Here is a 12,282-nt window from a genome sequence, read left to right as displayed (position 1 = left end):
CCTTGGCATGGTGTGCCAGGGTCTATTTTATTGCCAGGAGTAAATCTCCATGAATTGGTTAAATATTTAGGGTATACCTTTTGCAGGAAGCATACCGGATACAAAAAGCTCCAGCTATGAATTCTATATAGAAATGAGTGGAGAACCTACATGATAGACACCAAAGTGAAGGATTGCATCATTATTGGCGGCGGTATTGCTGGTTTGCAGGCCGCTATACAATTGGGGCGGTATTCAGCTTACGACGTGCTGGTGATCGACAGGGGAACGGGGCGTTCCACGATATGCAAGAGCTACCGCAACATTCTCGGCTGGCCGGACGGGGTTTCAGGCGAAGAGCTGAGGCAGCGGGGACGCAAGCAGGCAGAGGCTGTCGGCGTTGCTTTTGCAGCGGATGACATTCGGAAGGCGGAGCGGGATGAAGCGCGGCATTTTGTGTTAACCGGGAAAGACGGAGCCCAATACCGGGCGCGAACCCTGCTGCTGGCAACCGGCTTGATGGACCGGTTCCCGGAGCTTCCGGGCCTGATGTCGACGCTAGGCAGTTCGGTGTTTGTCTGTCCTGATTGTGACGGGTATGAAATCCAGAATCGGAAGACCGTCGTGATGGGATCAGGAGATCCCGGTGCCAGTATGGCCTTGCTGCTATCGGAGCGAACCAGGGATATTACCTATGTCAATCATGAGGGGAAGCCGGCTTCTTCCGAGCATATGCGCCAATTAGCTGAGCTCGGGATTCCGTATGTGGAGAAGAAGGTAGCGGAGATTCGTTCTGAGGAGAGCGGCATCATCTCTGCTGTCGTGCTGGAGGATGGGAGCCTTTTGCCTGCGGAGCGGGGGTTTATCTCCTTTGGAGGGAACAGCATTTATTCGGAATTGGCTGAGCAGCTCGGGGCAGAGCTTGAGCATAATCGACATGTCATAACCGATCCCAGGTCCAAAATGACAAGCGTTGAATGGCTCTGGGCCGCAGGTGACTTGGGAGTTCATTCCGAATTGACCACGGTAGCTATGGGGGAAGGTGCAACGGCTGCCATCTGGATTAACAAAACATTGAAGCAGCTGACAGGTAAATCTGCAATCTGATGGCTCTGGCGGCGAGTCTGAGTAAGCTTCCGTCTAAGCTAATTGCAGCAGGATTCTAAAAAACCCGCCTTGTTTGCACGGTATGCTCTATGAGAACCGTGAAACAGGGCGGGTTTTGTTAAGTCAGACCAAATCGGGTGATATGGTCTTCAAGCTCATATTTATGCAGCAATTCGGTCTGCTTGGGACCGATCAGATCAAAATGCGGGTAAGGCAGGCGGTGATGGATATACTCCGGATTGAGCCCATTGGACAAACACCAATCTTCAAGACGTCGGATGTTCGAACAGCCCACCTTGGTTACGGTATTGAACTGGGGGAATCGCTTGTCATACCAGTAGTGAGTCAAAAAAGCGATGTCGCCTCGCGCCACCTGCTGCTTCCATTGCTGCAATTCCTGTTTGGAGATGCCGAATGCCATGTTTGTCTCATCCTCGTTAGTGTATTCATTCTTCTTATTATATCAGCATATACTTGACTGCACCTACTGTTTTCATAGCGTGATGCCGTCAAAGTACAAGCTGCCTCACGGTTGATGGATAAATATCAAGAGGGGGAACGATATGATACTGGAATCAGCGATACTTTATATTAAACCCGGGCTTGCGAGTGATTTCGAGAGCGCCTTCCGGGCGGCTTCCGGCGTTCTGTTAACGAAGAAGGGATATGTAGATCATGAGCTTCATAAATGTGTGGAGAACAGGGATGAATATATATTCCTTGTTCGCTGGAGCGGGATTAAAGATCATTTGCTCGGTTTCCGGGGACACCCGGATTATAAGAAATGGTCAGCATTGCTTGAACCATTCTACGCAAGTCCGCCTGAGGTCAAGCATTATATCGACATTCGGATCGACAGTCGCGAGCAAGCTGAATTGGAGCTGGTCAAACTATTGATCCCAGGCAGCGGATTGGATGCGGATGCAGATGCAGATGCAGATGAGGAATCTGCTTCTGATTGATCTTTTTTCATGGGCAATTATAACAGATCAGCGATACAATCAACATCTATATGATGAATCCTGAAGCTGTCCCTGGACAGCTTCTTGCCTTATTTATGACTATGAAGAGTGAATGGTCGTCTGGCTGGTCCGCTCGGGAAAACGGAAGTTTTACGCAGACCGTGCCTTATTTTGCACCGAATAACAGGAATTATGGCAGGTCATGCCGAACTTTGTTGTTAAGTTAAACTATATAAGGGGTGGTTCCAATCATTACAGATTATCATGCCGTTCGCCGTCTTGCTGATGATATTCGAGCAAACGTTTCCAAAGTTATGGTGGGTAAGGAACAGCTGATCGACAGGCTCTTTATTGCGATGGTGACCTCTGGCCATGTTCTGCTTGAAGACGTACCGGGCACGGGGAAAACCTTGCTGGCCAAATCCATCTCGAAGTCCATTGACTGCACGTTTAAAAGAGTTCAGTTTACCCCGGATCTGCTGCCGTCTGATCTGAGCGGTATATATTTCTATAATCAACAATCCTCGGCGTTCGAATTTCGGCCGGGCCCTTTGTTCACGAATATCCTTCTTGCCGATGAGATTAACAGAGCAACGCCCCGCACGCAGTCCAGCTTGCTGGAGTGCATGGAGGAGCGGCAGATCAGCATTGACGGGGTAACCCATCAGCTGGAGGAACCCTTCCTGGTCATCGCCACGCAGAACCCGCTGGAGCAGCAGGGCACATTTCCACTGCCGGAGGCGCAGCTGGACCGATTCCTGTTTAAACTGAATATGGGCTATCCCACCTCACAGGAAAGCGTCGATATCCTGAAGCGATTCAAGGATAATCAACCCTTGGAGTCGCTTGCGGCGATTGCAGCCTCTGATAGCATCGTGAAAGCCAGGCAAATTGTCAACAAGGTGCATGTCAGTGACGAGATGTTAGCTTACATCGTTTCGTTGGCGGAGCATTCCAGAAGGGATGAAGCGGTTGCCTCCGGAGTAAGTCCGAGGGGATGTCAGGCCCTGCTGAAGGCCGTACAGGTACAAGCTGTCCTGCAGGGCCGGGAGTTTGTGACGCCTGACGATGTGAAGGAGCTGGCTGTACCGGCCTGGGCACACCGGTTGAAGCTTCGGGGCACACTTCAAAGCCGGGGCGGGGCCGCCGCTTCTGAAGAAGTGATCGAGCGGTTGCTGCAGCAGGTTTCCGTACCGACAGAAGAAGGCATTTCGTCGTAGGGGGCGGTTGCCATGGGAGCCTACTGGATATTGTTCATCGCCGCTGTGGTTGTCGTTGTACAGGGCAAGATTTTTAAACGGATGGCATTGAAAAAGCTGAATTACAGCCGTTCCTTCAAGGTGTCGACTTGTTATGAGGGAGATTCCGTCGAATTGATCGAAATCATAGAGAACCGCAAAGCATTGCCTGTCCCCTGGTTGAGGGTAGAGTCCCAATTCCGCTCGGGTCTGGCCTTCGATAATCAATTAAACCTGGATATCAGTGAGGGACAATTCAATCAGAACCACAAGAGTTTCTTCAGTCTTCTGCCATGGACCAAAATCCTGCGCAGACATCGGATTACCGCGAAGCAAAGAGGTCTGTACAAGCTGGGAACCGTATCGATGACAACAGGCGATCTGATCGGACTGGAATCGATTGTGCAGAGTAAGACATTAACCGGCGGAATTTTGGTGTATCCAATGCCGCTTGATGTGTCGGATATGGATTTGCCCGTGCAGACCTGGATGGGCGAAATGCTGGTCCGCAGATGGATCATGGAGGACCCGTTTCTCATTTCGGGTGTTCGTGAATATCGGGATGGAGATCCGCTGAAGGATATTCAGTGGAAGGCCACTGCACGGACGGGCACCCTGCAGGTTCACAGACGGGATACGACCGCAGACAGCCGTCTGTTAATCTACCTGAATATTGAGGACCATGAGCAGATGTGGAGCAAAGCTACAAGGCCTGAGCCCATCGAGCATGGAATCCGGCTGGCAGCTGGAATAACGGCGCATTTATTGTCGCAAGGGATGGAGATCGGAATGGGGACGAACGGTACGCTGGGTGAGGAGACCGAGTATGACCCCTTTGTCCCCGTTGCAGGCGGCATGGAGCAGCAGCATCTGATATTCGAAATGCTGGCAAGGCTGGAACTCACCCGCAGACTTTCTTTTCATGATTACCTGGCTTATGAGCTGTCGCGGCATGAGGAGGCAAGGGATATCCTTATTCTGACCACTTATGTGAGCCCAAGGCTGGAAGAGATGTTGCAGCGGTTTCGTGAGAATGGACATCGTGTCGACGTCCTCCCTCTCGCAGATTTTCCTTCTCCTGCGAAGGAGGTGTCAGCATGAATCTTCACGTATCGGAATATATGAAGGCTTTGCTGCAGGGCTTCGTAGAGTGTATATTGTTTTTCCCCGTTCTGTTTATTTCCGCATTCTACTTAATGCCTGAATCCTTCCGATGGATATGGCCTGCGCTGGTATTAGCGGGGTACATACTGGGTTATACTGGAGGGCAGTTATTTAAATTCAATCGTCAATTCAAGGCATTCTTATGGGGCTGCCTGGTTTCCGTGTTGTTATCCATTGCCATGCTGGGAGTTGATCTCGCTCTCGCCTATTCCATTCCCGTATTATTTGTTGCAAGTTATCGCGGGAGCCGAATGGAGCAGATAAGCTGGAATCTGATGTTCCCGGGCACCTATTTCCTGGTCGGTTTGATCCTGTACGGGGTCAGCAGTTTCATACTAAGCTTCATGGATTCATTTCAGGATGGAATACCGGCTCTGACGTGGATGGGAGCTGCTGCCTTGGTACTGACGCTGCTGATCGTCAATCGGCAGTTCGTGCTCGATGAGACGCTCCCGGGCAAAGATCAGCCGGTATTGGAACGGCGCGTTCTGCGCTACAATCGATGGTTTATTATCGTACTACTGATCCTAATCGGAATCGTGGCTTTTCTGCCACAGCTTCAGCAGTGGTTCTCCGATCTCGCGAGGGGAATAGCAGCCTGGATCTCCGGGCTGTTCGGCTCTGGAGCAGAGCAGGCTCCGGAGCCGCCTTCGATGGCAGAGCCGCTGCCCGAAATGCCTATGATGGAGGAAGAACCGAAGTCGCCAAGCAAGTGGATGAAAGTGCTTGAACAAATGTTGATCTATGGTGTATTCCTTGCTATCGGGGTTGGGGTTGTATACGTCTTGTTCAGATTCGGCAAAGTGCTGCCTACGCTCTACAGAAAATTCTCGGCGTGGATGAACAGAATGATCAACAGACAGAACGTTCAGCCCTCGCTGGGTTATGAGGATGAAGTGGAGAATATCGAACACGATCCTGCATCGAAACGTCTTAGACGATTGTTGTCCGGTGTGCGTTTCGGTGGAAGGCATCGTGAGGGCGAAGAATCGGAACACCTGAATCAGAAAATCCGCCAAATGTATCGCAGGATACTTTCCCGAAGCATCCGTGAAGGCTATAATTGGAAAGCGGCTCTGACCCCTCGGGAAACCGAACACGATCTTAAGGATTGGGATGGGCAGAGCGATCGCATTCCGCAATCCTTGATAGAGCTGTACGAGGAAGCGCGCTATGGCAACCGTGACATTACCAAGGAAGAATTTGAACGGCTGCAACAAGATAGGAAGTTTAAATGAGGAGTGAACATCTTGTCTGTACAAAAAGAGAGCAATGCCATTATTCATTATGGTGATCCGGCCGTAACCGGAGGAGTTTCCGTCTTTGACAAGGAATTTGACCAGCAATTTTATTATGAAGGTAGCGATCTGGGGCTGACCTACCAAACTCAAGAGTCGGCCTTCCGTCTCTGGGCTCCAACGGCTAGTGAGGCCTATGTCCTGTTATACGAGGATTGGAAAGCACCGGATGCCCGCCGAATAGCCATGACCCGGGATGTGAAAGGGACTTGGCTGCTGAAGGTTCGTGAGGATCTTCAAGGCAAGTTCTATACCTACCAGGTTCTGATCGGGGATCAATGGAACGAAGCCGTCGATCCCTATGCCACAGCGGTGGGCGTTAATGGGGATCGCGCCTGTATTCTGGATATGACAACAACCGATCCGGAACGCTGGACAGCGGATAAGCCATCGCTGGACAGTCCCGTGGATGCTGTGATCTACGAGCTGCATGTCCGGGATTACACCATTCATCCGGATAGCGGAGTTTCGGATAAGGGCAAGTTCACAGGTCTTGCAGAGTCAGGAACAAGAGGCCCCGGGGGGATTCGTACAGGTCTTGACCATATTGTTGAGCTCGGCGTCACGCATGTGGAGCTGCTCCCGATATACGACTATGCAACCGAAAGCGTGGATGAGACCAGACTTCACGAGCCGCAGTACAATTGGGGATATGATCCGAAGAACTACAATGCGCCCGAGGGCTCGTATGCTACGGATCCGTATGTACCGGAGGTACGGATTCGGGAACTGAAGCAATTGGTACAGACGCTTCACGATCAAGGACTTCGAGTCATCATGGACGTGGTGTACAACCATGTATACGATGGATACCTGATCAACTTCACGAAGCTGGTTCCCGGATATTATCTGCGTTATAAGAAGGACGGTACCTTCTCGAACGGCTCCGGCTGCGGCAATGATACGGCAACCGAGCGGCCGATGATGCGGAAATTCATCGTAGAATCGGTATTGCAGTGGGTGAAGGAATATCGGATAGACGGATTCCGTTTTGATCTCATGGGCTTGATGGATATAGAGACGATGAATGAAATCCGAACGCGTCTGGATGAAATCGATCCGTCCATCCTCACGATTGGTGAAGGCTGGGTAATGGATACCGAGCTGGCTGAAGAGAGAAGAGCGAATCAGCGCCAGGCCGCGTTGATGCCGCGCATCGCACATTTTAACGATGGATTCCGTGACGCCGTCAAAGGGGATATCTTTCATTTCGATTACAAAGGCTTTGTAAGCGGCGGTATTGGATACCAGGGCAAGGTCAAGCAGGGTATCGTGGGCGGCATTCCGTATGCCGGAGAGATCAAGGCCTTTGCTTCCGAACCGGTACAATGCGTGAATTATGTGGAGTGTCATGATAATCATACGCTCTGGGATAAAATCATGCTGTCTACGGACGGAGAGAATGATGCGGTTCGGCGGGATATGCACCGGCTGTCATCGGCCATGATCCTTACGAGTCAGGGAATCCCGTTCCTGCATGCAGGCCAGGAGTATTACCGTTCCAAGAACGGTGTGGAGAACAGCTACAACTCCAGCGATGAGGTGAACCGGCTTGACTGGGGCATGGCCTCAGAGCATCAGGATGGCGTGAGCTACATTCAGCGGCTCGTTAAGCTTCGCAAGAATCATCCGGCATTTCGATTGCGGGATTCGGCTTCGATCCGGCTGCATCTGCGATTCGAGGATAGTCCAGAGAACACCGTAGCCTTCACGCTTCGTGATCATGCGGGCGGCGACGCCGAGAAACATATCTATGTACTCTATTATGCCGCACGCAAGGAGTCTTCCTTAAAGCTGCCTGAGCTTGGGGAGTGGAAGATTCTGCTTGGTGAAGAGCTGATTAAACGTTTAAACTCGGATTCTCTTGTTGTAGAAGGGATCGGCGCTGTAGTCTTAGCTTGCTAGGCGCTCGCCCAGATGCGATTTTTACCAAGAAATGAATAATGCCTGATTCTATCATCATCTGATATGCTGTGGATATCAGATGATAGAATCGAGGCGTACCTTTGAAAAAATATATCCTGTCCCTTTGTTTGCTGCTGTCATTAACATCGCTTTTATGCCCTGTTCAGGCATCAGCGCTTCAAGCTCCGAGCCAAACTGCCTTCCATGATATTTCTGCAAGCTTTGCTAAAGACGCGATTGATCGTCTGGCTAAGAGAGGTATCGTAAGCGGGGATGGCACAGGGGCTTTTTTGCCGCGTAAACCGGTGACCCGGGCGGAATTTACCGCGATGATCGCCAGAATGCTTAAATTGGAGCCTGTTCAGAATGATGTGTCAGCATTCCGGGATGTTTTCAAATCTGCTTGGTATTATGGCTGGATTCATACTGGCCTGAATCTATCGATCGTACAAGGGAATGGCTCCATGTTTTACCCGAATGCGCCCATTACCCGCCAAGAAGCCGCTGTGATTGTCACCCGGGCCATGAAGCAGAACGAGGCTTATCACGGGAACACGGCGGGCAGATATCTCGATTCAGCCTCGATTGCGAAGTGGGCTTGGGATGCTGTAGGAACAGCAACCGATACCGGCTGGCTGCAGGGAAGCAAGGGGCAGTTCAGACCTCAGGACGCCATCACCCGGGAGGAAACGGCGGAACTGCTGGATCGGGTGCTCCAGTCGGGCAATGTGAAGATTTCGGTTGATGGTCAGGTTCCTGCGAATATTCATATGGGGTGGTTGTACAATGGGACAACCAAGGAGTACATTTCTTATGCCAAGCGAGCCGGCTTGAATGTGCTTGTACCGCGTTGGTATTATATGGAGTCAAACGGCAAGGTATCGGACCACACCGATCAAGCGCTGCTCACATGGGCTCGCAGCAATGGACGGCAGGTATGGGCTATGGTGGGCAACCGGGGGAATGCGGAAGGAACGCATTCCGTTCTAAGCAGCGCCCAGAACCTGAAGTCGGTTGTAGAGAGCATTGCTGCCAATGTATCCAAATACCGGTTGGACGGAATCAATATTGATTTTGAGAATGTGATGCCTCAGGATCGTCAGAACTTGACCACCTTCATCACGCAATTGTCCGCGGAAATGAAGCGGCTCGGAGCCCAGCTATCCATTGATGTATCGCCTGATCTGAATACGGATTGGACGGCAGCATTTGATTACGCAGCGCTTGGCAGACAAGTGGACTATGTGGTTCTTATGAGTTATGACCAGCACTGGGGCGGCTCGCCAAAAGCCGGTTCCGTATCCTCGCTGCCTTGGTCCGAATCGGCTCTGAACAAGCTGGTAAACCAAGTCACGGCGAAGAAGAGTATCATTGCGTATCCATTGTATACAAGAGATTGGCATCTGGCCTCATCGGTATCCTCGCAGGATATCAGTTTGGTTGAACAGGGACATCGAATCCGCCTGCACAAGGCTTCCTTGGCGTGGAACGAAGATGTGGCCCAGTATGAAGCCGCATATACCAGTGGTGGTTTTAGGCATCGCATATGGACGGAGGAAGCCCGTTCCTTATCCTTGAAACATCTTATGGCTGCCAAATATCAGATTGCGGGTTATGCCTATTGGTACCCTGGCGCTGAGACAACGGACGTATGGCAGGCGATTAACAACGCGGAGCGATATGCATCTTATTCGTTTCGGATTTAAGCCTTCGTTGCATGGATGAGAAGACCAACCCTGATGGTACGGGGTTGGTCTTTTTGTCCTCATGGAATGCAGGATACATCGAGAAACTTTTATTCTTACGCTTGTACTGATCTCATTCCGTGGTACAATGATTGAAATTTATTTGGAATCTTCTTCATGGAGGGGATGAGGGGAGCCCATGCCAGATCCGTATTTGGCGCGGTATCCCTACGAGATCAGCTGCCTATCATCGTGGATTCTATCTTTCAAGTGGAGGAGTAGACATGGCATTAGAGTTAGTCGAACTGCAGAAGAAAGCGGATGAAGCCCTCTTATTCATGGTGCAGGAAATTGGAGCGGGCGGGAATGGCTTCGTCAACAGCTTAAACAGCGGGAGTATGGAAGAGTTCGTATCCAAGGTCCATCGCAATTACGAAATATCAAGAGGTATCGATCTGCCGGTGGAGTATGTTCCTCAGACCATTTACTGGTTGTATGTGAACGGCATACCTGTTGGATATGGCAAGCTGAGACATCGGCTGAATCAGAGTCTGCTTGAACTGGGTGGACATATTGGGTATGTCATTCGGCCCTCGGAGCGGGGGAAGGGATATGGCAAGCGGATGCTGGAGGGGTTAGTTAAGAAAGCCTATGAGCACCATATCAACAAGGTCCTGCTGACCTGTGATGAATCCAACCTGCCTTCCCGTCGCATCATTGAATGGAATCAGGGGGAGCTCAGCTCCATTGCAGACGGGAAGTGCAAATACTGGATCGATACCTCTATTCACAGTAATAAGGAGTGAGGAAGGCACGGGGCCGGTTGCACGGGAGATTGAGCCGGGCAAATGTTCAATCTCCCTTCTTTAACCAATCGAACATCCGATGGATTGCCGCTGCATGCTGGGGCGGGGGAAAGTGATGCCCGAGCCCTTCGTACAGATGCGTCTGCGGCTCATGCCCGCATTCCCGGAGTTTATCCAGCATACGGTAACTATGTTGAACCAGGACCTGCTCGTCTTGTGTTCCATGGACGAGCAGGACGGGACATGGGATCCGGTCCGCATAGTGCAGCGGGGAGCGGAGCAGATATTGTTCAGGAACCTTGGCAGGCGAGCCCCCGATAACGCGCTTCATCATTCTGCGCAGATCAATCCGTTCTTCATAGGTTTGAGCCAAATCCGACACGCCGCTCCATAGAATCATTCTGGATATATGGGGGGATGCAGCGGCCGCTACAGCGGCATTAATCGCGCCGCGGGAGAAGCCCAGCACGTGGATGCGGCTGCTGTCTATCCATGAAATACGGGACAGCCAGTCAATGGCAGAGATCACATCCATCGTATCGGCACCGCCGAATTCATCCCGTCCCTCGCTGCCTTCATTGCCGCGATAAGCGGGTGCAAATACGGCAAAGCCTTGGGCGGAGAATTCCTCCACCCACTTCAGCCGTACGGCACCAATTCGTCCAATGCCGCCCCGGCAGTAGATGACCAGTGGCAGCTTAGGGGATTCGTTGGAAGATTCGAAAGATGCTGGCTCTCTGTTCAGAATGGAGCAAGCCAGTGTGCCAGTTACGGTTACGCCATGCATGGTGTCAACCGCTTCAGCCATCTTGTGGCTGAGCGTACGGGGCAATTGAGGGGGGAGCCCCAGATACCCCTTAACATGAAGTCCTTCTGAAACATAATCAATATGATAGATCATGGTTGCTGTACCTCCAGTGCTTGCATCGTCACAATGTGTACCCTCACTATCTATGACTCTTTATTTGGTCCGATGATGGAGTCCAGGTCCAAGTAAGTATAGTATTTACATGTCCGTGAAATCAATCATGGAGGATGAGAAATATGGTCCAGCCGGATGTCAGGCTGCCAGCAAAATGATATAATGATGTGGAAATCGAGGTGAGCGAACATGGCAAAAAAGAAACGGACTTCCCCATTGCCACGAACAGAATCAACGGATAAACCTGCAACGTTAAAGGATATGCTGGACCCTCAAGTTCTGGCGAAGCTGAAGGCAACCACCGAATCCTTGAAAGCGAATGAAGCGGATCGGCTGGAGAAGGAAAGGCAGGAGCGTGAAGCAGCACGCAAGGCGGAACAGAAGTTGCGCGATAATGATTTTGAATATTTACTCGAGCATAGTGAGATGGATTGGAAAAAATACAAATGACAGGCGGCTGCAGGCTGTCTGTTTTTTTATCCTTTTTATACATGGAGGAATAAATGGAGCAGAGTCGGTGCTTGACAATTGGGATTGGCGGAGGCTCGGGCAGCGGAAAAACAACGCTGAGTCTGAAGCTCAAGGAGAAGTTAAGCGCGTATCGTGTGGCCTTGTTCCACATGGACAAATACTACAAAGCCGTCAGACCGATGGCCAAAGCGCCCTTCACGAACAGAGTCTTTGAGGATTTTAATCACCCGGATGCCGTCCATATTCAGCGCTTGACCGAGGATTATGAGCAGGCCGTCCGCAGTGGCGAATACGATGTCATCCTTCTTGAAGGATTTCTTCTGTATCAATTCGAGGATCTTCGGGATTCCCTTGATCTGAAGCTCTTCATAGATTGTCCCGCCGATGAAAGGATGCTGCGCAGAAACCAGTGGTTCATTGACAAGGGACACAGCGAAGAGAGCGTGCTTCAGGAGTATTTGCAGCTTGTCAGATACAGGCATGATGAATATGTCGAGCCTACCCGCTGGTATGCAGATCTGGTGGTGAACAATTCCCTGATGGGGAACGTTCGGGGCTGCGCGGTCGTGGCCGAGTGGATTCATGCCCGATTGCAGGACAACGGTAACATATCTATTTAACACTCATCTGGCTTTGTTGGCTTCTTCGGCTTGCAGCCCAGAGTGAATGATTTCTGCGTGAAGTGTTGATGCAATGCTGAAAGCGGGTTACAATAAGTAAGTTAGGATTACACTCGCTAGGAGGC

Annotated in this window: 12 protein-coding genes and 1 pseudogene; 11 read left to right on the top strand and 2 right to left on the bottom strand. The window is 51.0% G+C overall.

The genetic code is table 11. The features are described from left to right. Window positions 1-150 precede the first annotated feature (150 nt). Window positions 151-1,086 (top strand): NAD(P)/FAD-dependent oxidoreductase, encoded by a 936-nt coding sequence (locus tag PGL02S_RS02720; protein ID WP_036642250.1) that lies wholly within the window; start codon window positions 151-153, stop codon window positions 1,084-1,086. A 118-nt stretch (window positions 1,087-1,204) separates the two neighbouring features. On the opposite strand, the gene PGL02S_RS02715 is transcribed toward PGL02S_RS02720, so the two are convergent. Continuing rightward, a complete protein-coding gene (locus PGL02S_RS02715) occupies window positions 1,205-1,507 on the bottom strand; it encodes a hypothetical protein (RefSeq protein ID WP_006211142.1) in 303 nt (100 codons plus the stop codon). A 142-nt stretch (window positions 1,508-1,649) separates the two neighbouring features. Here PGL02S_RS02715 and PGL02S_RS02710 point away from each other — a divergent pair, with 142 nt between their 5' ends. From PGL02S_RS02710 to PGL02S_RS02675, 8 genes and pseudogenes are all read left to right on the top strand, one after another. Continuing rightward, window positions 1,650-2,048: an antibiotic biosynthesis monooxygenase family protein gene (locus PGL02S_RS02710; protein WP_036642253.1), complete on the top strand. Its 399-nt coding sequence runs from the start codon at window positions 1,650-1,652 to the stop codon at window positions 2,046-2,048. Between the two features lie 239 nt (window positions 2,049-2,287). After that, window positions 2,288-3,268: an AAA family ATPase gene (locus PGL02S_RS02705; protein WP_036642256.1), complete on the top strand. Its 981-nt coding sequence runs from the start codon at window positions 2,288-2,290 to the stop codon at window positions 3,266-3,268. 12 nt (window positions 3,269-3,280) lie between these two features. Next, window positions 3,281-4,387: a DUF58 domain-containing protein gene (locus PGL02S_RS02700; RefSeq protein WP_036642259.1), complete on the top strand. Its 1,107-nt coding sequence runs from the start codon at window positions 3,281-3,283 to the stop codon at window positions 4,385-4,387. Then, on the top strand, window positions 4,384-5,688 hold the full coding sequence (locus PGL02S_RS02695; protein ID WP_036642261.1) for a DUF4129 domain-containing protein: 1,305 nt from the start codon (window positions 4,384-4,386) through the stop codon (window positions 5,686-5,688). Before PGL02S_RS02700 ends, PGL02S_RS02695 begins: the two co-directional genes overlap by 4 nt. Before the next feature lie 12 nt (window positions 5,689-5,700). Further along, on the top strand, window positions 5,701-7,653 hold the full coding sequence (pulA, locus tag PGL02S_RS02690) for a type I pullulanase (RefSeq protein ID WP_036642263.1): 1,953 nt from the start codon (window positions 5,701-5,703) through the stop codon (window positions 7,651-7,653). Between the two features lie 101 nt (window positions 7,654-7,754). After that, window positions 7,755-9,359 carry an S-layer homology domain-containing protein gene (locus PGL02S_RS02685; protein WP_036642267.1) on the top strand — a complete coding sequence of 535 codons (1,605 nt, stop codon included), beginning with the start codon at window positions 7,755-7,757 and terminating at the stop codon, window positions 9,357-9,359. 162 nt (window positions 9,360-9,521) lie between these two features. Further along, a pseudogene (locus PGL02S_RS28655) lies at window positions 9,522-9,620 on the top strand (RidA family protein); the annotation flags it as partial. A 2-nt stretch (window positions 9,621-9,622) separates the two neighbouring features. Continuing rightward, window positions 9,623-10,144 (top strand): GNAT family N-acetyltransferase, encoded by a 522-nt coding sequence (locus PGL02S_RS02675; RefSeq protein ID WP_036642268.1) that lies wholly within the window; start codon window positions 9,623-9,625, stop codon window positions 10,142-10,144. A 46-nt stretch (window positions 10,145-10,190) separates the two neighbouring features. Here the strand turns inward: PGL02S_RS02675 and PGL02S_RS02670 are convergent, their stop codons facing one another. Beyond that, window positions 10,191-11,045: an alpha/beta hydrolase family protein gene (locus tag PGL02S_RS02670; RefSeq protein ID WP_036642271.1), complete on the bottom strand. Its 855-nt coding sequence runs from the start codon at window positions 11,043-11,045 to the stop codon at window positions 10,191-10,193. A 210-nt stretch (window positions 11,046-11,255) separates the two neighbouring features. Between PGL02S_RS02670 and PGL02S_RS02665 the strand changes: the two genes are divergently transcribed. Both PGL02S_RS02665 and PGL02S_RS02660 read left to right on the top strand, forming a co-directional pair. Beyond that, window positions 11,256-11,516: a YqkE family protein gene (locus PGL02S_RS02665; RefSeq protein ID WP_006211131.1), complete on the top strand. Its 261-nt coding sequence runs from the start codon at window positions 11,256-11,258 to the stop codon at window positions 11,514-11,516. A gap of 53 nt (window positions 11,517-11,569) precedes the next feature. Next, entirely contained in the window at window positions 11,570-12,157 is a 588-nt protein-coding gene (locus PGL02S_RS02660; RefSeq protein WP_036642274.1) for a uridine kinase family protein, read from the top strand. Window positions 12,158-12,282: the final 125 nt, after the last annotated feature.

The sequence above is a fragment of the Paenibacillus glucanolyticus NBRC 15330 genome, from assembly GCF_004000885.1.
GTDB classification, from domain to species: Bacteria; Bacillota; Bacilli; order Paenibacillales; family Paenibacillaceae; genus Paenibacillus_AQ; species Paenibacillus_AQ glucanolyticus.
This window is presented reverse-complemented; position numbering and strand designations above follow the sequence as displayed.